The organism is Paracoccus spongiarum, assembly GCF_030732095.1.
Lineage (GTDB): Bacteria > Pseudomonadota > Alphaproteobacteria > Rhodobacterales > Rhodobacteraceae > Paracoccus > Paracoccus spongiarum.
Map to the genome: position 1 here is coordinate 114,794 of NZ_JAVAMQ010000005.1, position 23,673 is coordinate 138,466.

The 23,673-nt window shown below is 71.8% G+C and carries 23 protein-coding genes and 2 riboswitches; of the genes, 14 read left to right on the forward strand and 9 right to left on the reverse strand.

The features are described 5' to 3' along the window. Positions 1 to 3 precede the first annotated feature (3 nt). From Q5Y72_RS07450 to cobO, 7 genes are all read right to left on the reverse strand, one after another. Positions 4 to 1,074, reverse strand: a complete 1,071-nt coding sequence (locus tag Q5Y72_RS07450) for an ABC transporter permease (protein ID WP_305962773.1) — start codon at positions 1,072 to 1,074, stop codon at positions 4 to 6. 10 nt (positions 1,075 to 1,084) lie between these two features. Next, positions 1,085 to 2,446: a CmpA/NrtA family ABC transporter substrate-binding protein gene (locus Q5Y72_RS07455; protein ID WP_305962774.1), complete on the reverse strand. Its 1,362-nt coding sequence runs from the start codon at positions 2,444 to 2,446 to the stop codon at positions 1,085 to 1,087. Between the two features lie 226 nt (positions 2,447 to 2,672). Beyond that, a complete protein-coding gene (locus tag Q5Y72_RS07460) occupies positions 2,673 to 3,830 on the reverse strand; it encodes a CmpA/NrtA family ABC transporter substrate-binding protein (RefSeq protein ID WP_305962775.1) in 1,158 nt (385 codons plus the stop codon). Next, on the reverse strand, positions 3,827 to 4,408 hold the full coding sequence (locus tag Q5Y72_RS07465) for an ANTAR domain-containing response regulator (RefSeq protein WP_305962776.1): 582 nt from the start codon (positions 4,406 to 4,408) through the stop codon (positions 3,827 to 3,829). The genes Q5Y72_RS07460 and Q5Y72_RS07465 overlap by 4 nt, the downstream gene beginning before the upstream one ends. A 121-nt stretch (positions 4,409 to 4,529) precedes the next feature. Further along, complete coding sequence (locus Q5Y72_RS07470) at positions 4,530 to 5,873, reverse strand: alpha,alpha-trehalose-phosphate synthase (UDP-forming) (RefSeq protein ID WP_305962777.1); 1,344 nt, start codon at positions 5,871 to 5,873, stop codon at positions 4,530 to 4,532. 11 nt (positions 5,874 to 5,884) lie between these two features. After that, entirely contained in the window at positions 5,885 to 6,610 is a 726-nt protein-coding gene (gene otsB, locus Q5Y72_RS07475; RefSeq protein ID WP_305962778.1) for a trehalose-phosphatase, read from the reverse strand. A gap of 115 nt (positions 6,611 to 6,725) precedes the next feature. Beyond that, positions 6,726 to 7,355 carry a cob(I)yrinic acid a,c-diamide adenosyltransferase gene (gene cobO, locus Q5Y72_RS07480; RefSeq protein ID WP_305962779.1) on the reverse strand — a complete coding sequence of 210 codons (630 nt, stop codon included), beginning with the start codon at positions 7,353 to 7,355 and terminating at the stop codon, positions 6,726 to 6,728. A gap of 39 nt (positions 7,356 to 7,394) precedes the next feature. Further along, positions 7,395 to 7,595, forward strand: a riboswitch (cobalamin riboswitch). Positions 7,596 to 7,695: 100 nt separating this feature from the next. On the opposite strand from cobO, the gene Q5Y72_RS07485 reads away from it, so the two are divergent. From Q5Y72_RS07485 to cobJ, 7 genes are read left to right on the forward strand one after another with little or no spacing between them, the layout of a single operon-like run. Then, positions 7,696 to 8,058 (forward strand): DUF1636 family protein, encoded by a 363-nt coding sequence (locus Q5Y72_RS07485; RefSeq protein WP_305962780.1) that lies wholly within the window; start codon positions 7,696 to 7,698, stop codon positions 8,056 to 8,058. Between the two features lie 3 nt (positions 8,059 to 8,061). Beyond that, on the forward strand, positions 8,062 to 9,108 hold the full coding sequence (gene cobW, locus Q5Y72_RS07490) for a cobalamin biosynthesis protein CobW (RefSeq protein ID WP_305962781.1): 1,047 nt from the start codon (positions 8,062 to 8,064) through the stop codon (positions 9,106 to 9,108). Further along, entirely contained in the window at positions 9,108 to 12,344 is a 3,237-nt protein-coding gene (cobN, locus tag Q5Y72_RS07495; protein ID WP_305962782.1) for a cobaltochelatase subunit CobN, read from the forward strand. The genes cobW and cobN overlap by 1 nt, the downstream gene beginning before the upstream one ends. Next, positions 12,341 to 13,468 (forward strand): ferredoxin-like domain-containing protein, encoded by a 1,128-nt coding sequence (locus Q5Y72_RS07500; protein ID WP_305962783.1) that lies wholly within the window; start codon positions 12,341 to 12,343, stop codon positions 13,466 to 13,468. The genes cobN and Q5Y72_RS07500 overlap by 4 nt, the downstream gene beginning before the upstream one ends. Then, positions 13,468 to 14,097, forward strand: a complete 630-nt coding sequence (locus Q5Y72_RS07505) for a precorrin-8X methylmutase (protein WP_305962784.1) — start codon at positions 13,468 to 13,470, stop codon at positions 14,095 to 14,097. The genes Q5Y72_RS07500 and Q5Y72_RS07505 overlap by 1 nt, the downstream gene beginning before the upstream one ends. A gap of 2 nt (positions 14,098 to 14,099) precedes the next feature. Beyond that, positions 14,100 to 14,843 (forward strand): precorrin-2 C(20)-methyltransferase, encoded by a 744-nt coding sequence (locus Q5Y72_RS07510; protein WP_305962785.1) that lies wholly within the window; start codon positions 14,100 to 14,102, stop codon positions 14,841 to 14,843. Beyond that, positions 14,840 to 15,607, forward strand: coding sequence for a precorrin-3B C(17)-methyltransferase (gene cobJ / locus Q5Y72_RS07515; RefSeq protein ID WP_305962786.1), 768 nt, complete (start codon positions 14,840 to 14,842; stop codon positions 15,605 to 15,607). Before Q5Y72_RS07510 ends, cobJ begins: the two co-directional genes overlap by 4 nt. On the opposite strand, the gene Q5Y72_RS07520 is transcribed toward cobJ, so the two are convergent. Further along, positions 15,547 to 16,335 carry a cobalt-precorrin-6A reductase gene (locus Q5Y72_RS07520; protein ID WP_305962787.1) on the reverse strand — a complete coding sequence of 263 codons (789 nt, stop codon included), beginning with the start codon at positions 16,333 to 16,335 and terminating at the stop codon, positions 15,547 to 15,549. The genes cobJ and Q5Y72_RS07520 overlap by 61 nt on opposite strands. Between Q5Y72_RS07520 and cbiE the strand changes: the two genes are divergently transcribed. The 6 genes from cbiE (at position 16,334) to cobF (ending at position 21,706) form a co-directional block, all read left to right on the forward strand. Next, positions 16,334 to 17,527, forward strand: a complete 1,194-nt coding sequence (cbiE, locus tag Q5Y72_RS07525; protein WP_305962788.1) for a precorrin-6y C5,15-methyltransferase (decarboxylating) subunit CbiE — start codon at positions 16,334 to 16,336, stop codon at positions 17,525 to 17,527. The two genes, Q5Y72_RS07520 and cbiE, sit on opposite strands and share 2 nt — an antisense overlap. Then, positions 17,524 to 17,871 (forward strand): cobalamin biosynthesis protein, encoded by a 348-nt coding sequence (locus Q5Y72_RS07530; RefSeq protein WP_305962789.1) that lies wholly within the window; start codon positions 17,524 to 17,526, stop codon positions 17,869 to 17,871. Before cbiE ends, Q5Y72_RS07530 begins: the two co-directional genes overlap by 4 nt. Further along, positions 17,868 to 18,641 carry a precorrin-4 C(11)-methyltransferase gene (gene cobM, locus Q5Y72_RS07535; protein ID WP_305962790.1) on the forward strand — a complete coding sequence of 258 codons (774 nt, stop codon included), beginning with the start codon at positions 17,868 to 17,870 and terminating at the stop codon, positions 18,639 to 18,641. The genes Q5Y72_RS07530 and cobM overlap by 4 nt, the downstream gene beginning before the upstream one ends. A gap of 11 nt (positions 18,642 to 18,652) precedes the next feature. After that, on the forward strand, positions 18,653 to 19,999 hold the full coding sequence (locus tag Q5Y72_RS07540; RefSeq protein ID WP_305962791.1) for a cobyrinic acid a,c-diamide synthase CobB: 1,347 nt from the start codon (positions 18,653 to 18,655) through the stop codon (positions 19,997 to 19,999). A gap of 19 nt (positions 20,000 to 20,018) precedes the next feature. Beyond that, a riboswitch (cobalamin riboswitch) is annotated at positions 20,019 to 20,241 on the forward strand. Between the two features lie 33 nt (positions 20,242 to 20,274). Next, a complete protein-coding gene (locus tag Q5Y72_RS07545) occupies positions 20,275 to 20,940 on the forward strand; it encodes an energy-coupling factor ABC transporter permease (protein WP_305962792.1) in 666 nt (221 codons plus the stop codon). Between the two features lie 19 nt (positions 20,941 to 20,959). Beyond that, a complete protein-coding gene (gene cobF, locus Q5Y72_RS07550) occupies positions 20,960 to 21,706 on the forward strand; it encodes a precorrin-6A synthase (deacetylating) (RefSeq protein WP_305962793.1) in 747 nt (248 codons plus the stop codon). A 10-nt stretch (positions 21,707 to 21,716) separates the two neighbouring features. Here the strand turns inward: cobF and Q5Y72_RS07555 are convergent, their stop codons facing one another. Continuing rightward, entirely contained in the window at positions 21,717 to 22,994 is a 1,278-nt protein-coding gene (locus tag Q5Y72_RS07555) for a 4-aminobutyrate--2-oxoglutarate transaminase (RefSeq protein ID WP_305962794.1), read from the reverse strand. 90 nt (positions 22,995 to 23,084) lie between these two features. Here Q5Y72_RS07555 and Q5Y72_RS07560 point away from each other — a divergent pair, with 90 nt between their 5' ends. Next, positions 23,085 to 23,666 carry a cupin domain-containing protein gene (locus Q5Y72_RS07560; RefSeq protein WP_305962795.1) on the forward strand — a complete coding sequence of 194 codons (582 nt, stop codon included), beginning with the start codon at positions 23,085 to 23,087 and terminating at the stop codon, positions 23,664 to 23,666. The last annotated feature ends 7 nt before the right edge of the window (positions 23,667 to 23,673 follow it).

Consider the following 23,673-nt stretch of genomic DNA (forward strand, 5'->3'; position numbering starts at 1 on the left):
GGCTTACCTCTTGTCCGAGAAGGTGATCAGCGACTGGATCGCGAACATCATCCGGTCCAGAAGGAAGCCGATGATGCCGATGGTCAGCACCGCGACCATGATCCGGGCAAGGCTGTCGGACGACCCGTTCTGGAACTCGTCCCAGACGAATTTGCCAAGGCCGGGGTTCTGGGCAAGCATCTCGGCCGCGATCAGCACCATCCAGCCCACGCCAAGCGACAGCCGGAGGCCGGTGAAGATCAGCGGCAGCGCCGAGGGCAGCACCAGCCGCGTGACCCGCGCCCAGGGGCTGAGCTTCAGCACCCGCCCGACATTCACCAGATCGCGGTCGATCGAGGCGACCCCCAGCGAGGTGTTGATCAGCGTCGGCCACAGCGAACACAGGGTCACGGTGATGGCCGAGACGATGAAGCTGCGCGGCAGCCCGCCCTCGCCCGTGGCCAGCGCCGAGACGACCATCGTCACGATCGGAAGCCAGGCCAGCGGGCTGACCGGCTTGAAGATCTGCACCAGCGGGTTGATCGCGGCGTTGACGGTGGGCGACAGCCCCGCGGCGATGCCCAGCGGCACGGCGATCACGGTGCCGATCAGGAAGCCCGCGAAGACCGTCTGGATCGAGGTCCAGATCTGCATGTAGAAGGTCGGCCGGCCCGTATAGTCGCGGTTCTGCACCTTGTCGGGCTGGCCATCCGCGATCAGCCGTGCGTTGCGTTCGTCCTGCCGGACGTAGAATTCGTCGCGCTTCTCGCCTTCGCGGACGGCATCCTGATGCAGCGCGACCGCCTGGGACCAGACCTGCGCCGGGCCTGGCACCGACCCCAGCGATGTCTGGACCTGTGGCGCCAGCATGGCCCACAGCCCCAGAAAGGCCAGGATCGCCAGCACCGGCGCGAACAGGGTCTGCCACAGCACCTTCAGCTGCCCGCGCGGATCGTCGCCGGCGGCGGCGCGCAGCAGCGGCGCCATGAACGGCAGGCCCAGCACGCGGAACCAGCCCTCGGCGCGGGTGATCCGCATGAGACGCCGGGCCTTGCGATCCGGGGCGGAAAGCTGGGTAGGGTCGATGGCTGCCATGATGTCCTCCTCAGCCCTGCACGCCATTGCCCGCGACGGTCTGGTCGCCCTTCAGGCCGATCGGCAGGCTGTCCAGGTAGGCGTTGGGCGAGCGGCCGTCATAGGGGATCGCGTCGATGAAGTCGGCGGTGGCGGGCTTGAAGCCGTCGCTGTCCCAGGGGAAGTCGGCCTCGACGGCCAGCCCTTCGTCCACCAGCATCCGCGCGGCTTCCAGATAGATCTCGGGCTTGTAGACCGATTTCGCGGTATCCAGATACCAGTCGTCGGGTTTGGCCTCGGCAATCTGGCCCCAGCGGCGCATCTGGGTCAGGGTCCAGATCGCGTCGGAATAGAACGGGTAGGTCGCGTTCTGCCGGAAGAAGATGTTGAAATCCGGCGCCGGGCGGGTGTCGCCCTTCTCGTATTCGAAGCTGCCGGTCATCGAATTGGCGATCACCTGCGCGTCGGCGCCGACATATTCGGGGCGCGCGAGGATCTCGACCGCCTCGGCGCGGTTGGCGCCGCCATCGGCATCCAGCCACTCGGCCGCGCGGATCAGCGCCTTGGTCAGGGCCAGCACGGTCTGCGGGTTCTGTTCGACGAATTCGGCGGTCAGGCCGAACACCTTCTCGGGGTTGTTCTTCCAGATCTGGTCGTCGGTGACGACCGGCACGCCGATGCCCTTGAACACCGCCTGCTGGTTCCACGGTTCGCCCACCGAATAGCCGTCGATGGTGCCGGCCTCCATGGTCGAGGGCATCTGCGGCGGCGGCGTGACCGAGATCAGCACATCGGCGCCGACCTGCCCCGTGGCGTCGCCATCCGCATAGAAGCCCGGATGCACGCCGCCCGCCGCCAGCCAGTAGCGCAGTTCGTAATTATGGGTCGAGACCGGGAACACCATGCCCAGGTTGAAGGGCTTGCCGGCCTCGCGATAACCCTCGATCACCGGCTGCAGCGCGCTGGCGCTGATCGGATGCCGGGGCTTGCCGTCGGGCCCGGCCGGGATGCCCGGCTTCATCGCGTCCCAGACGGCGTTGCTGACGGTGATCGCATTGCCGTTCAGGTCCATCGAGAAGGGTGTGACGATATGCGCCTGGGTGCCGTAGCCGATGGTCGCGGCCAGCGGCTGCCCCGCCAGCATGTGCGCCCCGTCAAGCTGCCCCGAGATGACGCCGTCCAGCAGCACCTTCCAGTTGGCCTGCGGCTCCAGCGTGACATAGAGGCCCTCGTCCTCGAAGAAGTGCTTTTCATAGGCGATGGCCAGCGGGGCCATGTCGGTCAGCTTGATGAAGCCAAGCGTCAGGTCGGGCTTCTCGACATCCAGCATGTCGGCGAGGGCCGGGCCGGTCAGGGCGGTGCTGGCGATCAGGGCGAGGGCGAGGCGGGTCATGTGCGCTCCTGTGGGCAAAATAGAAAAAGCCGCCGAAACACCTGCCGCAGGGAGGAGGGGGCGGCAGGGTTCGGCGGCTTTACCGAGATGCCCGGACGTTCGGGCAGAGGGAGGAATTCGCGAAGCCTCGTTGCTTCGTCCCCTTCAGGTTGCGCGATGATTCGCCGCCTGTCACGGCCTTGCCGCGTCGCCCATGCCGCAATGCAGCAATCTGCTGAAACTTTGATCAGCCGCCGGGCAAAAGATCAAAAATCCGGCCGTCGAAGAACTGGTTCCGGCCCAGCAGCACGGTGCCGCGGTTGGCACCGGCCAGAATCGGCTGCGGGCACGCGCCCTCGACCTTGGCCGAGGCGGCGGGCAGCACCGCGACATCGCCCAGATGCTGGCGATAGAGGTCGGGACGCCAGACCGACTGGGCGATCCGCATCGCGGCATCGGCATCGAGGCGCAACCGCTGCGACATCTGCCGCCCGATCCAGGCCGCCTGCGAGCGCCAGGGAAAATTCGCCGCGCCGTCGTGGAAGGCGATGAAACCGGGGCTGTCCACGCCATCGCCCGTTGCCGACAGCAGCAGCCGCGACGACAGGGCGCGTTCGATGACCTCGGGCTCGATCGCCAGCGCATCGTCGCGGGCCAGCATCTCGGATGCGGTGGCGCGCGATTCGGGCTGATCCAGCCAGCGGCAAGCCCGCCACACCGCCCGCATCAGCGCGCCGCCGCGGTCGGGATTGGCCTCGAACCAGCCGCGCCGTGTGGCCAGCACCTTTTCGGGCGCCGCCGTCCAGATCGCGGTGCCGGGCAGCAGCAGTTCGGCCAGCCGCTGCGACACCGCCGAGGACCCCCAGGGTTCGCCGACGCAGAAGGCCTCGATCTCTCCGGCCAGCAGCGCCTCGGCGATCTGAGGCGGTGGCACGGTGACGGTGGACAGGCCGGGCATGTCGCCCAGCCACAGATGCAGCAGCTCGGCATGCATCGAAAAGGGAAAGGGCACGCCGAAGCGCAGGCCCGCGGGCCGGGCCCGCAACAGCGCGTCGCGCGCGGCCAGCGCATCGCGGAAATCGATGCGCAGGCCCGCCCCGCGCAGGTCGTCGGCCAGCGCCGGACTGACCCCAATCACCTGCCCGCCCAGAGACAGCACCAGCGCGGTCTCGAAATCGACGGCGGCGCCGCCAAGCCCCAGCCGGCCCGCGATGGGCACCGCCGACAGCATCTGCGCCGCATCGACCTGCCCCAGCGCCAGCATGTCGCGCAGCATCGACCAGGTGCGCGCCCGGTGCAGCCGGATCGCCAGCCGTTCCTCTTCGGCGAAGCCCATGCGGTCGGCGACGATCAGCGGCGCCGCATCCAGGAGCGGGATGAAACTCAGATCGACCGCGCGGCTCATTTCAGCATCTCCGAGGCGGTGACGATGGCTTGCGCGATCTCGGCGATGCGGCGGTTCTTTTCCATCGCGGTCTTGCGCATCAACGCATAGGCCTCGTCCTCGGGCAGGTTGCGGGCGCGCATCAGGATGCCCTTGGCCCGGTCGATCAGCTTGCGTTCCTCCAGCGCGGCGCGGGTCTGGGCCAGTTCGGTGCGCATCCGGTGCAGCATCCCGAACCGCGCCACCGCCGCGTCCAGCACGGGCCGCAACCGCGCCGGCGTCAGCCCGTCCACGACATAGGCGGCGACCCCCGCCTCGATCACGGCACGGGTCATCTGGCTGTCCGAGCGGTCCACGAAGATCGCCACCGGCCGTTCCAGCGGGCCGGAGGCCAGCGTCAGTTCCTCAAGCTCGTCGCGCGAGGGGTTGGCCGCGTCGATCAGCACCAGATCGGGTTGCAGCGCGGCGATGCGGCGGGCAAGGCCGGGGCCGGGCTCGATCACGCGCAGGCTGACGCTATCGCCCGCCAGGGCGTCAAGGACGGTCGCGGCGCGGTCGGGCTCGCCCTCGACCACGACGATGAACAGGGTGTCGGGCATGGTGTCCTGCGATGGATGCCCGACGGCAATGCCGCGCCGCGTCGCCCGCTGTCAACGCAACGCGGGCGGCGGCTGGCCGCACGGACGGCAATTGCCCGAATTGCAGGCAGCCAGGGCCGGCTCAGCCAAGCGTCGCCAGATATTCGGCCGACCACCAGCCGACATCATGTTCGCTGACATCGCGCAGCAGCACCGCGTGCCGGCGGCGGCGTTCGTTGGCGGTCATCTGCATCGCCCGCGCCATCGCCTCGGCAAGCTCGGTCGGGTCGTGGGGGTTGATGATCAGCGCCTCGGTCATCGTCTCGGCCGCCCCGGCAAAGCGCGACAGGATCAGCACGCCGGGGTCCGACACGTCCTGCGCGGCCACATATTCCTTGGCGACCAGGTTCATGCCGTCGGCCAGCGGCGTGACCAGCCCGATCCGCGCCTGCCGATACAGCCCGGCCAGCACGTTGCGCGGGATCGGCCGGTGGATGAAGCGGATCGGCGTCCAGTTCACGGTGGCGAACTGGCCGTTGATGCGGCCCGCCAGATGTTCGGTTTCCTCGCGGATGTCGCGATAGGCCTCGACCGATTCGCGGGTCGGCGGGGCGATCTGCAGGAACGAGATCTTCTCGTGCAGGTCGGGGTTCTGTTCCAGCAGCAGCTGGAAGGCGCGGAACCGCTGCGGGATGCCCTTGGAATAGTCCAGCCGGTCCACGCCGATCATCATCTGCGCGCCGGTCAGGCTGCGCATCCGGTCCTCGTCGGGGGCCGAGCGGGCCTCGTCGATGAAGGCGGCGGTGTCAATGCCGATGGGAAACACCCCGGCCCGCAGGTCGCGGCCGCACAGGCGGATGCGGTCGCCCTCCAGCGGCTCGATCCGCGACAATTGCCGGGCGCTTTCGGTCAGGTTCGACAGGTCCCGCCGGGCCTGGAAGCCCAGAAGGTCATACTGCGACAGCCAGTCGAACAGCTCGGCCGGGTTGGGCAGCGCCGCGCAATCGGCGGGGCCGGGAAAGGGGATGTGCAGGAAATGCCCGATCGGCGCGGTGACGCCGCGCCGGCGCAGCTCCGAGGCCAGCGGGAACAGCTGGTAGTCCTGCACCCAGATGCGGTCGTCGGGCTGCAGATGCGGCACCAGCAGCTCGGCGATTCGCGCATTCACGCGGCGGTAGCCGTCAAGGTGTTCGGGCTGGATGCGCATCAGATCGGCGCGGCCATGGCACAGCGGCCAGAGCACCGAATTCGAATAGCCGAGGTAATAGGCGTCGAAATCGGTGGCCGACAGATCGAAGCTGGCCCGTTCGAACCGCGCGCCGGGATGGAATTCCAGCGCATCGCCCGGCGTTTCGACCGGCTCGCCCGAAAATCCGACCCACAACCCGCCCGAGGCGCGCAGCGCATCCTCGAGCGCGACCACCAGCCCGCCCGAGGGATTGTCCCCAAGGGGCAGCCGGTTCGAGACGACGACAAGCCTTGCCATGCTCGCCTCCCTCAGCCTGCCAGCGCGCGGTCGAGCCAGCCCGCCAGCGCCTCGGTGCCCGGCAGCCGGTATCGCGCCACGGTCTCGCCCTCGCCGATCTTGATGCCGAAGCCGCCGCGGGCCTGCGCCTCGGCGATCGCGGCCTCGTCGGTCAGGTCGTCGCCGGCATAGACCGGCACGCGCCCTGCAAAGCCGTCCAGTCCCATCAGCCGGGCCAGCGCGCCATCCTTGCTGCTGCCCTCGGGGCGCAGTTCAACCGCCATCTTCGAGGGTTGCAGCGCCATCCCCGGATGCGCCTCGGCCAGCCGCGCCATCATGTCCTCGACAAACCCGCGCAGCGCGGGATCGGCGCGGTAGTGCAGCGACACCCCATGCGGCTTGACCTCGACCAGAACGGCGGGATGCGGGGCGGCCAGGTCGCGCGCGGCGCGATGCAGCGCGGCGACATCCAGGTCGACCCCGTGAACCGCCTCGATCCGCCGGCCGTCCAGCGACACCTCGGCCCCGTGGCTACCGGCGATGGCGCCGGGAAAATCGGGCAGATAGCGGCGCAGATCGGCAATGTCGCGCCCCGAGATCAGCGCCACCGCCCCGTCCAGCCGCTGATGCAGCCGCGCCAGCCTTGCGGGCAGCGCCTCGGGGACGGTGATGCTGTCGGGACGGTCGGAGATCTCGACGAGGCAGCCGTCGAAATCCAAGAACAGCGCGGCATCGGCGGGCAGGTCGGGCGGCGTCATCGGGCGGGGAATCCTTGTCGGCTGGAGGGTGGCGAAGGGGCGGCGCGCGGCGGGCCACCGTCCCCAACGCCCGATCGGGCTTCGGGTTCACCCGGCGCGCGCGGGCGGGACCGGCTCAGAACTCGACCCCCGCCTGCGCCTTGACGCCGGCGCGGAAGGGATGCTTGACCATCGCCATCTCGGTGACGAGGTCGGCGGCCGCGACCAGCGCCTCGGGCGCGCCCCGGCCGGTCAGGACCACATGCGTCATCGGCGGCTTTTCGGTCGCCAGGAAGTCCAGCACCGCCTGCACGTCCAGATAGCCATAGCGCAGCGCGATGTTGATCTCGTCCAGCAGGACCATGCGGATCGACGGATCGCGGATCAGCGCCTGCGCGGTCTGCCAGCCGGCCTCGGCGGCGGCGATGTCGCGGCTGCGGTCCTGGGTTTCCCAGGTAAAGCCCTCGCCCATCGCGTGGAACTGGCACAGATCGGCGAAATGGGTGGTCAGCAACCGCCTTTCGCCCGTGTCCCAGGCGCCCTTGATGAACTGCACCACCGCGCAGGGCATTTGGTGGGCGATGCAGCGCATGATCATGCCAAAGCCGCTGCTGGACTTGCCCTTGCCCGGCCCGGTATGCACGATCACCAGCCCCTTTTCGGCGGTCTTCGTTTCCATCATCCGGTCGCGGGCGGCCTTCTTCCTGGCCATCCTCGCGGCATGGCGGGCCTGCTCCTCGGGCGGCACGTCGCGGGTTGCGGTCATCCGTGACCTCCTTCGGCTTGACAACGAGGGGGCGCATGGCTCAGGTGAGGCTGCGCTGGTTCCTGTCCTATGACAGGCGAAGAGGGAATGCGACAGGCAACTGCCTGGAAGCAGCCGCCCCCGCGACCGTGACCGGAAAGGTCGCCCGATGCCACTGGCCTTGTGCCGGGAAGGTGGGCCGACCGTTGGGGAAACCCTGGATCCGCAAGCCGGGAGACCTGCCAGCGGTGTTGAGTGACGGGCGAACGGGGTGTTTCGCGACCGGCAGGCAGGATGCTGGCCGATGCCGCCCCTGCCCGTCTGGCCCCCCTTTTGCCGCAACCGGAAAAAAGGGGCCGCGATGCGCGCCATTCTGCACGTCTGCACCACCTGCCGCATCGTCGCGGCCGATCCCGACGCGCCGCGTCCGGGCGCGCTGCTGCATGACGCGCTGTCCTCGGCCGCGCTGCCCGAGGGGGTGGAACTGCGGGGCGTCGAATGCCTGTCGGCCTGTTCGCAGGGCTGTTCGGTCGCGCTGAGCGCGCCGGGCAAGTGGTCCTATGTGTATGGCCGCCTCGGCCCCGGCGACGCCGCCGAGATCCTGACCGGCACCGCCGCCTATGCCGCCGCGCCCGACGGGCTGGTGCCCTGGCGCGAGCGTCCGGCCATCTTCCGCAAGCAGAGCCTTGCCCGCATCCCGCCCCTTGGCCCGACACAGGACTGATCCATGACCGACCTGACCAAGATCCCCGTCACCGTCATCACCGGCTTTCTGGGCGCCGGCAAGACGACGCTGATCCGCCACCTGATGCAGAACCCGCAGGGCCGCCGGCTGGCGGTCCTGGTCAACGAATTCGGCACGATGGGCGTTGATGGCGACATCCTGAAGGGCTGCGCCGACGCGAACTGCCCGGCCGAGAACATCCTGGAGCTGTCGAACGGCTGCATCTGCTGCACCGTCGCCGATGATTTCATCCCCACGCTGGAACGGCTGATGGCGATGCCGGTCAGGCCCGACCACATCCTGATCGAGACCTCGGGTCTGGCGCTGCCCAAGCCGCTGCTGAAGGCCTTCGACTGGCCGGCGATCCGCTCGCGCATCACCGTCGACGGCGTGATCGCGCTGGCCGATGCCGAGGCAGTGGCGGCGGGCCGCTTTGCCCCCGACGCGGCGGCGGTCGCGGCGCAGCGCGAGGCCGATGACGGTCTCGACCACGACACGCCGCTGTCGGAGGTGTTCGAGGACCAGATCGCCTGCGCCGATCTGGTGCTGCTGACCAAGGCGGATCTGGCCGGGCCCGACGGCATCGCCGCCGCCCGCGCCGCGATCGAGGCCGAGGCGCCGCGCCCGCTGCCGATCCTGACCGTGACCGAGGGCGCCGTCGATCCCCGCCTGGTCCTGGGCCTCGGCGCGGCGGCCGAGGACGACCTGGCCGCCCGGCCCAGCCACCACGACGGCGCCGAGGATCACGAGCACGAGGATTTCGACAGCGTGGTGATCGACCTGCCGGAAATCGACGATCCCGAGATGCTGGCCAGCGCCATCGCGCGGCTGGCCCGTGACCAGGGCATCCTGCGGGTCAAGGGCCATGTCGCGGTGACGGGCAAGCCGATGCGGCTGCTGGTGCAGGCGGTCGGCGCGCGGGTGCGCCACCAGTATGACCGGCCCTGGGGGGCGGCGCCGCGCCTGTCGCGGCTGGTGGTGATCGCCGAACATGACGCGGTGGACGCGGCCGCGATCCGGTCCGTGCTGCACGGGGCCGTGCCCGCCTGATGCATGTGGTCTTTCGCGAAAGCCACGGCCTCGACCGGACCGACACCCCCCATGATCCCGGCCAGACGCCAGCGGATCTGGTGGCGCTGTCGTTTTCCGACAGCGATCTGGGGGCTTTTGCGGCGGGCTGGAAACGGGCGGCGGGCGGCTTGCCGCCGCTGCGGCTGTGCAACCTTGTCGCGCTGCGCCACCCGGTGTCGGTCGATACCTATGCCGAGGCGACGCTGGCCGGCGCGAAGGCCATCCTGATCCGGCTGATCGGCGGCGAGGCCTACTGGCCCTATGGGCTGGCCTCGGTGCAGGATCTGGCGCGGCGGCGCGGAATCGCGCTGGCCGTGCTGCCGGGCGACGGGCGCGACGACCCCCGGCTGGACGAGGTCTCGACCCTGCCCGCCGCGACGCTGCGGGCGCTGCGCCGGCTGTGCGACGCGGGCGGGCCGGCGGCCGCGCAGGCCGCGCTGGCGATGATGGCGCGGGCGGCGGGCCTGCCGGCAGGGCCGGTTTCGGGCCGCACGACCCTGCCCGAGACGGGTTTCTACGACCCGCGCGCGGGGGTGATCGGGGCGGTGCCGGGCGATGGTCCGCTGGCGCTGGTCAGCTTTTACCGCAGCTATCTGGCGGCTGCCGATACCGGGCCGGTCGATGCGCTGCTGGGCGCGCTGCGCCAAGCCGGCTTCGCGGCCTGCGGGGTCTTTGCGCCCTCGCTGAAGGCGCCCGGACTTGCCGGCTGGCTGGCGGCATCGCTGCCCCGCGCCCCTGCGGTCATCGTGAACGCCACCGGCTTCTCGGCGCGCGACGAGGTCGGGCGCACCCCCTTCGACGGCTTCGACTGCCCGGTGTTCCAGATCGCGCTGTCCACCAACCGCCGCCGCGACTGGCTGGCGGCCGAGCGCGGCCTGTCGCCCTCGGACCTTGCCATGCATGTCGTGCTGCCCGAGGTCGATGGACGCATCTTCGCCGGCGTCGTCAGCTTCAAGGCTCCCGCGCCGCGCGACCCCGACCTGCAGTTCAGCCGCTTTGCGCACCGTGCCGATCCGGGGCGGATCGCCGCCGCAACGGCACGGATCGCGGGCTGGCACCGGCTGGCCACGACGCCGCCGGCCGACCGGCGACTGGCGCTGGTGCTGTCCAGCTATCCGGGCCGCGACTGGCAGATGGCCCATGCCGTAGGCCTCGACGCGCTCACCTCGGCCGAGGCGGTTGCACGGATGCTGGCCGAGGCGGGCTACCATGTGCCGCCCGGCGCCGGCGCCCCGGCGTTGCGCGACGCGCGGATCGTCTGGCCGCTTGCAGACTACCTCGCCGCGCTGGATGGCCTGCCGGCGGGGCTGCGCGACGACCTGGCGGCGGCCTGGGGCCCGCCCGACAACGATCCCGACCTGATCGATGGCGGCTTCCGCTTTGCCGCGATCCGGCGCGGCAACCTGCTGCTGGCGCTGCAACCCGAGCGCGGCCACCGCGCGACGCGGGCCGACGAGTATCACGACCTGACGCGGGTGCCGCGCCATGCCTATGTCGCCTTTCATCTTTGGCTGCAATCGCAGGGCCTGCACGCGATGATCCACATGGGCGCGCATGGCACGCTTGAATGGCTGCCGGGCAAGGCCGTGGCGCTGTCGCAGGGCTGCTGGCCCGAGGCGCTGACCGGGGCGCTGCCGGTCATCTATCCCTTCATCGTCAACGATCCCGGCGAGGCCGCGCAGGCCAGACGGCGGCTGGGGGCGGTGACGCTGGGGCATCTGCCGCCGCCGATGGTCGAGGCGCAGACGCCCCCCGCGCTGGCGCATCTGGAACGGCTGCTGGACGAATATTCGACCGCCGACGGGCTGGACCCGGCGCGCCGCGACCGGCTGGTGGGCGCGATCCGCGACGAGGCCCGCGCCGCCGGGGTCGAGGACGATCTGGGCATCCCCGCCGCCGCCAGCGCCGCCGAGGCGATCACCCGCATCGACCGCTTTGTCTGCGACATCAAGGAAAGCCAGTTCGGCGAGGGGCTGCATGTCTGGGGCAGCGGCGCCTGCGCGGCCGAGGAACGGGCCGGGCTGATGCGGGCGCTGGCCGGGCTGCATGTCGCACCGGGGCCGTCGGGCTCGCCCGCGCGGGGACGGCAGGACATCCTGCCGACCGGGCGCAACCTCTTTGCCGTCGATCCCCGCGCCGTGCCGACGCCCGCCGCCCATGCGCAGGGCGTCCGGCTGGCCGAGGAACTGCTGCGCCGGCATCTTCAGGATCACGGCGACTGGCCGCGCGGGCTGGTCGTCGATCTGTGGGGCAGCGCGACGATGCGCACCGGCGGCGAGGACTTCGCGATGGCCCTGCACCTGGCCGGGCTGATGCCGGTCTGGGACGCCGGGTCGGGTCGCGTCTCGGGCGTCGAGGTGGTGGTGCCCGCACTGCTGGGCCGTCCGCGGATCGACGTGACGCTGCGCGTCTCGGGGCTGTTCCGCGACGTGTTCCCGGTGCTGGCGCAGCTGTTCGAGACGGGCGCCGAGGCGCTGGCGGACCGTGACGAGGATCCCGCCGAAAACCCCTATCGCGCCCGCGCCCCGCGCGTCTACGCGCCTGCGCCAGGCCAGTACGGGCTGGGCATGGGCATCGCCGCCGAGACCTTCACCGACGCCGCGCGGGCCGCCGCGGGCGAGGCTTGGCTGGCCGCCTCGGGCTGGGCCATCGGGCGCGACGGCACCCTGAGGCCGGACCGCGCCGGGCTCGAGACGCGGCTTGCCGGGGCCGACAGCTTCGTCCACGCGCAGGACCTGGCGGAAAGCGACCTGCTGCTGGCCGCCGACTACGCCGCCCACGAGGCGGGATTCGCCGCCGCGATGGCGCGGATCGGGGCGCCCGCGCCGGTCCTCTACCATCTGGACACGACGCAGCCGGACCGGCCCCGCGCCCGCAGCCTGACCGAGGAGATCGCCCGCACCCTGCGCGCCCGGGCTGCCGATCCGCGCTGGGCCGGCGCGATGATGCGTCACGGCGCACGCGGGGCGGCCGAGATCGCGGCGACGCTGGATCACCTGGCGGCCTTCGCCCATCTGGCCCGCGCGGTGCCGCCGCATCTTTTCGACCTTTACCACGACGCCACCCTTGGACGCCCCGAGATCGCAGCCTTCATGGCCCGCGAAAATCCGGCCGCGCTGGCCGCGATGCGCGACCTGTTCGGGCGTCTGGCCGAGGCCGGGCTTTGGGTCACGCGCCGCAACTCGATCGCCGCCGGGCTGGAGGCCGCGCCATGACCGGGTCCGGTGTTCAGGGCTGGTGCCCCGGCGCGCTGCGCCCGATGGAATCGGGCGATGGCTGGGTGGTCCGCATCCGTCCGCGCGGGGGCCGTCTGGCGCAGGCGCAGGCCCGCGGCATCGCGGCGGCGGCGCGCGCGCATGGCAACGGGCAGATCGACATGACCGGCCGCGCGAACCTGCAATTGCGGGGCGTGACACCGGCCCGGCACGCCGCCCTGATCGCGGATCTTCGCGCGCTGGACCTGATCGACACCGACGTGGCCACCGAGACCCGCCGCAACATCCTGGTGACGCCCTTCGCCGACCCGCAGGCCGACCGGCTTGCGGCCGATCTCGAACGGGCACTTGCGGGGTCGGGCCTGACGCTGCCGGCAAAGTTCGGCTTTGCGATCGACCCCGGCCCGCACCGCGTGCTGGCCGAGGATCCCGCCGATATCCGCATCGAGCGCGGCGCCGATGACGGGCTGATCCTGCGCGCCGAGGGCATGGCCTCCGGCACAAGGCTGCGCCGCGCGGATCAGGCCGTGGCGCTGGCGGCCTGGTTTCTGGACCGCGGCGGCGCGCCCGGGGGCCGCGGCCGCATGGCCGGGCTGGTCGCCCGCGGCATCCGCCCGCCCGCCGCCGATCTCGCCCCCGTGGCCGCGATGCCGCCCTGCGCGCCCGGCCCGTGCGCCGGCGGTTTTCTGGCCGCGGTCGAGTTCGGCCGGATGGAATCCGACCTTCTGGAGGGCCTCGCCACGCTTGGCCCGCTGCGCACGACGCCGTGGCGGATGCTGCTGGTCGAGGGTGTCCGGCGGCCGCCCGCCCTGCCCGGCCTGATCCTCGCGCCCGGAGATCCGGGCCTGCGCCTGCGCGCCTGCCCCGGCGCGCCGGCCTGCGCGCGGGCCCATGCGCCGACCCGCGATCTGGCCCGCGATCTGGCCCGAACCTTGGCGGGGCGCCTGGGGCGCGACGCGATCCTGCATGTGTCTGGCTGCGCCAAGGGCTGCGGCTGGCCGCACCGCGCCGATGTGACCCTGACCGCCACTGCCACCGGCTTCGACCTGATCCGCGACGGGCGCGCCGGCGACCCGCCCCGGCTTCGCGACCTGCCACTGTCCCGCCTTCCAGAGGTATTGTGATGCTGCACGACTATGAACGCGACGGCGCGGCGATCTATCGCCAGTCCTTTGCCACGATCCGGGCCGAGGCCGCCCTGTCCCGCTTTGACGCGGACGAGGAGTTGGTGGCGGTCCGCATGATCCATGCCGCGGGCCTTGTCGGGCTGGAACGCGACCTGTGCTTCACCCCCGGCTTGGCGCGCATCGCCCGCGCGGCGCTGGCCGCGGGCGCACCGGTGCTGTGCGATGCGCGGATGGTCAGCGAGGGCATCACCCGCCCGCGCCTGCCCGCCGGCAACGCCGTCATCTGCACGCTTCAGGACGCCTCGGTCCCCGATCTCGCGCGGCAGATGCGCACCACCCGCAGCGCCGCCGCGCTGGAACTGTGGCGGCCGCACCTGGCAGGCGCGGTGGTCGCCATCGGCAACGCGCCGACCGCGCTGTTCCACCTTCTGAACATGCTGGCCGACCCCGGCTGCCCGCGCCCCGCCGCGATCATCGGCTGCCCCGTCGGCTTCGTCGGCGCCGCCGAATCCAAGCAGGCCCTGATCGACGCGCCGCCCTGCCCGGCGCTGATCGTGCGGGGCAGGCTGGGCGGATCGGCGGTGACGGTGGCGGCGGTGAACGCGCTGGCCAGCAGGGCGGAATGAGCATGGGCCGGATCATCTGCGCCGGGCTGGGGCCGGGCGACCCCGACCTGGTCTCGGTCCGCGCCGACCGGGCAATCCGCCAGGCCGGCGATGTCGCCTATTTCCGCAAGAGGGGCCGGCAGGGCCAGGCACGGCGAATCGTCCAGGGGATGCTGGCCCATGATGTGCGCGAATATCCGATGGAATACCCCGTCACCACCGAGATCCCCTTCGACAGCCCGGAATACAACGCCCTGCTGGCGCAGTTCTACGACCACTGGGCCGCGCGGCTGGCCGAACTGGCCACGGCCCGCGAGGTGGTGGTGCTGTGCGAGGGCGATCCGTTCTTCTACGGCTCGTTCATGCATCTCTACGTCCGGCTGCGCGGGCTGGTGCCGGTCGAGGTGATCCCCGGCATTCCCGGCATGGCCGGCTGCTGGAACGCCACCGGCCTGCCGGTGACCTGGGGCGACGACGTGCTGACCGTGCTGACCGGCACCCTGCCCGAGGCGGATCTGGTCCGGCACATGGCGGACGCCGATGCGCTGGTCGTGATGAAGACCGGGCGCAACCTGCCCAAGGTGCGCCGGGCCTTGGCCGCGGCCGGCCGGCTGGACGACGCTTGGCTGATCGAACGCGGCACGATGCCCGGTGAACGGGTGGCGCGTCTGGCCGAGATCGGCGACGACGACTGCCCCTATTTCGCCATCGTGATGGTGCACGGCCAGGGCCGCCGCCCGGTCGCGCAGGCGCGGGCCGCGCAATGACCGGGCAGGTCAGCGTCGCGGGGCTGGGACCGGGGCACGAGGCGCAGATCACGCCCGAGGTCAGCGCGGCCCTTGCCGGGGCGACCGACGTGCTGGGCTATATTCCCTATGTGGCGCGGATCGCGCCGCGGCCCGGTCTGGTGCTGCACGCCTCGGACAACCGCGAAGAGCTGGGCCGCGCCCGCGCCGCGCTGGATCTGGCCGCGCAGGGCCGCCGCGTGGTGATCGTGTCGTCGGGCGATCCGGGGGTGTTCGCGATGGCCTCGGCGCTGTTCGAGGCGGTCGAGGCGACGGGCCGCACCGATATCGACATCCGCATTCTGCCCGGCATCACCGCGATGCTGGCCGCCGCCGCCCGCGCCGGTGCGCCGCTTGGCCATGATTTCTGCGCCATCAACCTGTCGGACAACCTCAAGCCCGCCGCGCTGGTGGAACACCGGCTGCGCCATGCCGCGCGGGGCGATTTCGCGATGGCCTTCTATAACCCGCGCTCGGCCAGCCGGCCCGATGGTTTCGGCCGCGCGCTGCAGATCCTGCGCGAGGAATGCGGGCCGGGGCGACTGGTCGTCTTCGCCCGCGCCGTCTCGACCCCCGAGGAACGGCTGGCGATCACCACGCTGGCCGAGGCCCGCCCCGAAATGGCCGACATGCGCACGGTGGTGCTGGTCGGCAATTCGCACACCCGCAGGGTCGGCGGATGGGTCTATGCCCCGCGCAGCGCGACCGTTTCCGCCCCCGCCTCCGACCCCGAGGGTGACGCGTGATGCAGCCAGTCCAGCGCCTCGGCCGGATCGGCAACGACCGCGCGCGGCGGCAGCACCGGCCGGTCGATCAGGATGACCCTCACGCCCAGTTGCCGCGCCGCGACCAGCTTGGCCTCGGCGCCGGCGCCGCCGGAATCCTTGGCGACCAGATGGCTGATCCGATGGGCCCGCATCAGCGCAAGATCGCCCGCGACGGTGAAGGGCCCGCGGGCGATCACCCGTGCCGCGCCCCGCAGGACCGGCGGCCCGGTCCCGGCATCGACCAGCCGCAGCAGCCAGCGATGCGGCCCTGCCGTCTCGAAGGCGGCAAGGCCCTGCCGGCCAATGGCCAGAAACACGGCGCAGGGCGTCTCCGGCAGCGCGGCGGCGGCGGCGGTCAGATCGGCCACGCGGGTCCAGCGGTCGCCCGGCCGCGCCTGCCAGGCCGGCCGTTCCAGCCCAAGCAGAGGCACCCCGCCGGCGGCCGCGCAGGCGGCAATGGCGTTGCGGCTGATCTCGGCCGCGAAGGGATGCGTCGCGTCGATCACATGGCTGATCGCCTGGTCGTGCAGGAACCGGGCCAGCCCTGCGGCCCCGCCAAACCCGCCGATCCGCGTCGGCAGCGGCTGCGCGGCGGGTCGCGCGGTGCGCCCGGCATAGGAAAACACGGCGTCCAGCCCCGCCTCGGCCATCAGCCGGGCGAGGGTGCTGGCCTCGGTCGTGCCTCCCAGCAGAAGGACGCGCGGCATGGCTGCTGACCCCTGGTTGACGATCATCGGTCTGGGCGAGGATGGACTGGCCGGCCTGACCGATGCAAGCCGGGCCGCGCTGGATGGGGCCGAGATCGTCTTTGGCGGCCCGAGGCATCTTGCCCTGGCCGGTGCGGGCGCGCGCGGGCGCGACTGGCCGGTGCCCTTCGACATCGCGCCGGTGCTGGCCTGCCGGGGGCGCCCCGTGGCGGTGCTGGCCTCGGGCGATCCGTTCTGGTTCGGCGCGGGCGGCAGCCTGGCGGCGCAGCTGGAGCCCGGCGAATGGCAGGCCCATCCGGTGCCCGGCAGCGTCTCGCTGGCCGCCGCGCGGCTGGGCTGGCGGATCGAGGAGACCGACTGCCTTGGCCTGCATGCCGCGCCGCTGGCGGTGCTGCGCGCCCGCATCGCGCCCTGCTGCCGGATCATCGCCACGCAGCGCGACGGCCGCGCCCCGGCCGAACTGGCGCAGTGGCTGGCCGCGCAGGGCTTCGGGGCGATGCGGATGGTCGTGCTTGAACGGCTGGGAGGCCCCGCCGAACGGGTCCGCGAGGCCCGCGCCGCCGGCTTCAAGCTGAGCGATATCGCCGCGCCGGTCGTCGTGGCGCTGTGCGGCGCGGATCTGCCCCGCGGCAGCGGGCTGGCGCGGGCGGCCGGCCTGCCCGACAGCGATTTCGCCCATGACGGGCAGATCACCCGGTCGGCGGTGCGGGCGCTGACGCTGGCCGCGCTGGCGCCGCGCCGGGGCGAGGCGCTGTGGGACATCGGCGGCGGGTCGGGATCGATCTCGGTCGAATGGGCGCTGGCGGGGGGTCGCGCGACCTGCATCGAGCCGCGCGCCGACCGCATCGCGACCATCCGCGCCAATATCGACGGCTTCGGGCTTCAGGGCCGGGTCGCCGCGCTGCAGGGCAGCGCCCCCGAGGCGCTGGAGGGGCTGGCCGCGCCGGATGCGGTCTTTCTGGGGGGCGGAGCCTCGGCCGGGCTGCTGGACCGGCTGTGGACCCTGCTGCCACCAGGCGCGCGGCTGGTCGCGAACGCCGTCACCCTGGACAGCGAGGCCTTGCTGGCCGCGATGCAGGCCCGGCAAGGCGGCCGCCTGCTGCGGATCGACCTGGCCGAGGCGCAGCCGCTTGGCCGGATGCGGGGCTGGCAGCCGCAGCGCCCGGTGGTGCAATGGGCGGTGACGCGATGAGGATCGCCGGCATCGGCTGCCGCGCCGGCGCCCCGCCCGAGGCACTGCTGGACGCGCTGGCCCGGGCCGAGGCGCAGGGTGGCCCGGTCGCGGCCCTGGCCGGCATCGCGCTGCGCGCCACGGAACTGCGCGCCCTGGGACGGCCGCTGCATCTTGTCGCCGTCGCCGGCATCGCCACGCCCAGCCGATCGCCGCGGGTGCTGGCACTGCACGGCACCGGCTCGGTCGCCGAGGCGGCGGCGCTGGCGGCCTGTGGCGCAGGCGCGCGCATCGTCGTCGCCCGCGTCACCAGCCGCTGCGGCCGCGCCACCGCCGCCATCGCCACCACCGGGGATCATCGATGACCGTGCATTTCATCGGCGCCGGACCGGGCGCCGCGGACCTCATCACGCTGCGCGGCCGCGACCTGATCGCCGCCTGCCCGGTCTGCCTCTACGCAGGCTCGCTGGTGCCTGACGCGCTGCTGGGCCACTGCCCTCCGGGCGCACGGATCGTGAACACCGCACCCCTGAGCCTCGACGCGATCATCGCCGAGATGGCGCAGGCCCATGCGGCGGGGCAGGACGTGGCGCGGCTGCATTCGGGCGATCTGTCGATCTGGTCGGCGATGGGCGAACAGCTGCGCCGGCTGCGCGGACTCGGCATCCCGGTGTCGGTGACACCGGGCGTGCCCTCCTTCGCCGCCGCCGCCGCCGCCATGCAGGCAGAACTGACACTGCCGGGGCTGGCGCAGTCGGTGGTGCTGACCCGCAGCGGGGGCCGCGCCTCGGCCATGCCGCCGGGCGAGACACTTGCGAATTTCGCCGCCACCGGGGCGACGCTGGCGATCCATCTGTCGATCCACGCGCTGGACCGGGTGGTGGCGGACCTGCTGCCCTTCTACGGCCCCGATTGCCCGGCCGCCGTGGTCTGGCGGGCAAGCTGGCCCGACCAGCGCGTGATCCGCGCCCCGCTGGCCGAGATGGCGGCAAGGGCGCAGTACATCGACCGCACCGCGCTGATCCTTGTGGGCCCGGCGCTGGCCGCCGAGGGCTTCGAGGACAGCCGCCTTTATGCGCAGGACTATGACCGCCGCTATCGTCCGACCGGTCCGCGGCCCCGGTTTCCCGAATGACACCGGACCACATGCCCCCGGCCCGCGTGACACCGGGCCTGATGGTGTCGGCCCCCTCCTCGGGCAGCGGCAAGACGGTGCTGATGCTGGGCCTTCTGGACGCGCTGCGGCGGCGCGGACTGACCGTGCAGCCCTTCAAGTCCGGGCCGGACTATATCGACCCGGCCTTTCACCGCGCGGCCTCGGGACGGGCCTCGCTGAACCTTGACAGCTGGGCGATGGGCGAAGGCCAGATCGCCGCGCATCTGGCGGCGCGGCAGGGTGCCGACCTGGTCCTGGCCGAGGGGTCGATGGGGCTGTTCGACGGGGTCGCGCTGCCGGGCGAGGCCGGCATCGGCGCCAGCGCCGAGATCGCGATGCTGACCGGCTGGCCGGTGCTGCTGGTCCTCGACGTGTCGGGGCAGGCGCAGTCGGCGGCGGCAGTGGCGCGCGGCTTTGCCACGCTGCGCCCAGACATGCCCTTTGCGGGGGTGGTGCTGAACCGCGTCGCCTCGACCCGGCACGAGGCGCTGATCCGCGAGGGCATGGACCGGGCCGGCATCGCGGTGCTGGGCGCGCTGCCCCGGCAGGGCAACATCGCGCTGCCCGAGCGTCATCTGGGGCTGGTCCAGGCCGAGGAAACCAAGGGGCTTGACGCGATCCTGCGCCATGCCGGCGACTTCATCGCCGCGCATTGCGACCTGGATGCGATCGTCGCGGCGGCGGCAAGCCGCGCGGTGCCGGAACATCGGCCGCACAGACCGCTGCCGCCGCCCGGCCAGCGGATCGCGATGGCCCGCGATGCCGCCTTCAGCTTTGTCTATCCGCACCTGCTGTCGGAATGGCGCCGGCAGGGCGCGACGATCCTGCCCTTCTCGCCGCTGGACGACCAGCCGCCCGATGAGGGCGCCGATGCCTGCTGGCTGCCCGGCGGATATCCGGAACTGCATGCCGGCCGCATCGCCGCGGCACAGCGGTTCCGTGCCGGGCTGGCGCGCTTTGCCCGGACCCGCCCGGTGCATGGCGAATGTGGCGGCTACATGGTGCTGGGCGCCGGTCTGGTCGATGCCGGGGGCGTCAGGCACGGGATGGCCGGGCTGCTGGGGCTGGAGACCAGCTACCAGAAACGCCGGATGCATCTGGGCTATCGGCTGGCGCGGCTGGTTGCGCCGCTGGCCGGGATCGACGGCGGCGCGGCGCTGCGCGGGCATGAATTCCACTATGCCTCGATCCTGTCGCAGCCCGACGCGCCGCTGGCCGCCGTCACCGACGCGAACGGGCAGGCGGTGCCGGAAACCGGCTCGTGCCGGGTCATGGCGGGCGGCGGGCGGGTCAGCGGGACCTTCTTCCACCTCATCTCGCGGGCGCAGAAAGCTTGACCCCGCCGCCGCGATGCCGTCTAGCTGGCGGCCTGATCGGTGCCCGTCAAGACGCGACGCGTCGGGCTTCATCGGGAATGGGGAAGGGCGGACCAAATCGCGGCGCCCGAAGCCCCAGCCGCCCCCGCGACTGTATGCGGAGAGCGTGCCTCGACTATGCCACTGGCCCCGCAGGGGCCGGGAAGGCCGGGGCCCCGCATCGACCCGCAAGCCAGGAGACCGGCCGTCAGCACATCGCCATTCGCCGTCGGGTGTGACGGCCACAGGAGACTGACATGCATATCGAACCCGGAATTGTCGCCGGCGCCAAGATCGCGCTGAGCCATGCCACCGCCGCCGCCGCGGGCGCCGTCACGCTGAAACTTGCATCGGACGGCCTGCGCGAACGCGGCCTGCCCTCGCTGGCGCTGCGCAGCGCGCTGACCACGGCGCTGGTGCTTGCCTTCTTCGAGGTGCTGCCGCACCACCCCGTCGGCGTCTCCGAGGTGCATCTCATCCTCGGCTCGACCCTGTTCCTGCTGTTCGGGGCCGCGCCCGCGGCGATCGGGCTGGCGCTGGGTCTGCTGGTGCAGGGGCTGGTCTTTGCGCCCCTCGACCTGCCGCAATACGGCATGAACGTGACCACGCTGCTGGTGCCGCTGTTCGCCGTCTCGGCGCTGGCGCGGCGGATCATCGCGCCGGGCACGGCCTATGTCGACCTGCACTATGGTCAGGCGCTGGCACTGTCGGCGGCCTATCAGGGCGGGGTCGTGGCCTGGGTGGCGTTCTGGGCGATCTACGGACAGGGGGTCGCGGGCATCGACGGCGTGGCCAGCTTCGGTCTGGCCTACATGCTGGTGGTGCTGATCGAGCCGCTGGTCGATCTCGCGGTGCTGGCCGGTGCGAAATCGCTGCGCGGGCTGCGCGGCAGCGGGCTGGTCACGCCGCGCCTTTTCGCCTGATCGGCGCAGGACCGCGCCGATGATCGAGCTGACCCTGATCGGCATCGGCACGGGCAATCCCGATCACCTGACCTTGCAGGCTGCGGCGGAAATCGCCGCCGCCGACCTGATCCTGCTGCCGCTGAAGGGTGCCGGCAAAGAGGATCTGGCCGGGCTGCGCCGGGCAATCTGTGCCCGTCACGCCGGCCCCGCGACCCGGATCGTCGATTTCGCGCTGCCGGTCCGCGACGCCGCCGACCCCGATTATCGCAGCGGGGTGGACCGCTGGCATGACGACATCGCAGCGGCATGGCGGGCGACCATCGCCGGACATCTTCCCGCCTTGCGGGGGCGGGTGGCGCTGCTGGTCTGGGGCGACCCGTCCCTTTATGACAGCACGCTGCGGATCGCCGGGCGGCTGGACCTGCCGCTGCGCTGCCGGGTCATCCCAGGCATTACCGCGATTCAGGCCCTGTGCGCGGCCCATGCGATCCCGCTGAACGATATCGGCGCGCCGGTCACGATCACCACGGGGCGGCGCCTGCGCGACGAGGGCTGGCCCGAGGGCGCACAGACCGTGGTGGTGATGCTGGATGGCGGTTGCGCGTTCCGGACGCTGCCGCCCGAGGGCCTGCAGATCTGGTGGGGCGGCTTCGTCGGCATGGCCGAGCAGATCCTTGACCACGGTCCGCTGGCCGAGGCCGCCCCGCGCATCGTCGCGGCCCGCGCCGGGGCACGGGCCGCGCATGGCTGGATCATGGACATCTACCTGCTGCGACGCGGGTAGACCGGGCGCCTCAGGCCGCCGCCTTCGCCGCGCGCAACGAGTCGCCGAGAATGTCCAGCGCCTCGTCGAACACCGCGTCCTGAATGGTGATCGGCGACAGGAAGCGGATGACATTGCCATGGACGCCGCAGGTCAGCAGGATCAGCCCGCGTTTCAGCGCCTCGTCGCGGACGGCATTGGTCATCGCCGGCATCGGCACGCCGTCGGCGTCGATGAACTCGACCGCGACCATGAAGCCGGGGCCGCGAATATCGGCCATCTCGGGGATCTCGTTCTGCATCGCGCGCAGCCGGGCCTTCAACTGCCCGCCCAGCTTGTCGGCCCGCGCGCACAGATCCTCGTCGCGGATCACCTCCAGCACGGCCAGCGCGGCGGCGATGCCCAGGGGGCTGCCGCCATAGGTGCCGCCAAGGCCGCCCGGATTGGGCGCGTCCATCACCTCGGCCCGGCCGACCACGGCGGACAGCGGGAAGCCGCCGGCAAGGCTTTTGGCCATCGTCACCAGATCGGCGGCCACGTCGTAATGGTCCATGGCGAACAGCCTGCCGGTGCGGGCAAAGCCGGTCTGCACCTCGTCGGCGATCAGCAGGATGCCGTGCCGGTCGCAGATCGCGCGCAGGCCGGAGACCAGCTCGGCCGGCGCCGGGTAGAAGCCGCCCTCGCCCTGCACCGGTTCGAAGATGATCGCGGCGACGCGGGCGGGATCGACATCGGCCTTGAACAGCCCCTCGATCGCCGCCAGCGAATCGGCGGCGGTGATGCCATGCGCCTCGGCCGGGAAGGGCACATGCCAGACATCGCCCGGCATCGCGCCGAAGCCCGCCTTGTAGGGCTGCACCTTGCCGGTCAGCGCCATGCCCATGAAGGTCCGGCCGTGAAAGCCACCCGCGAAGGCGATGACACCCTGCCGGCCGGTATGGGCGCGGGCGATCTTGACGGCGTTCTCGACCGCCTCGGCGCCGGTGGTCGCGAACATGGTCTTCTTGGCGAAATCGCCCGGCGCGGCGGCGTTCAGTTTCTCGGCCAGCTCGACATAGCTTTCATAGGGCGCGACCTGGTGGCAGGTATGGGTAAAGCGTTCGATCTGCGCCTTGACCGCCTCGATCACGCGCGGATGGCCGTGGCCGGTATTGACCACGGCGATGCCGGCGGCAAAGTCGATGAAGCGGCGCCCCTCGCTGTCCCACAACTCGGCATTCTCGGCGCGGGTGGCGAAAAGCGGCGTGGTTACGCCGACCCCGCGCGAGATGGCGGCGGCGCGGCGGGCGGAAAGGTCGGCATTTGTCATGGTGCGAATCCCCGAAGTGTGTTCAATATATTAATCACGGCGTCCGCATGGACAAGAACAATCACCCGGCGACAAGGGGCAGCGGCAGGCATGGACCAGGACGGGTTCGATATCGGCGGGCGGCTGCGCGGGCTGCGGCAGGCGCGGCAGATGTCGCAGCGGCAACTGGCATCGCGGGCCGGGGTGACGAACGGGCTGATCTCGATGATCGAGCAGAACAAGATCAGCCCCTCGGTCGCCAACCTCAAGAAGATCCTCGACGGGATGGCGATCAGCATGGTCGATTTCTTCACCGAGGCCGCCGAGGAGCCGCAGACCTTCTGGCGCCATGCCGACCTGCCCGAGATCCGCTCGGCCGCGGTTCACGGACCCGAGGCGACCGGCGCCCGGCTGTCGCTGCGCCGGATCGGGCGGGCGGGCCGCAACAGCCTGATGATGCTGCACGAAACCTACGATCCCGGCGCTGACACCGGCCCCACGCTTTACAGCCACGAGGCCGAAGAGGCCGGCATCGTCATCGAGGGCGAGATCGAGCTGACCGTGGGCGACGAGATCCGCCGCCTCGGACCGGGCGACGCCTATATCTTCGACAGCCGCCGGCCGCACCGCTTTCGCAACCCCGGTCCGGCGCGCTGCCTCATCGTCAGCGCCTGCACGCCGCCGACCTTCTGAGCCCGCC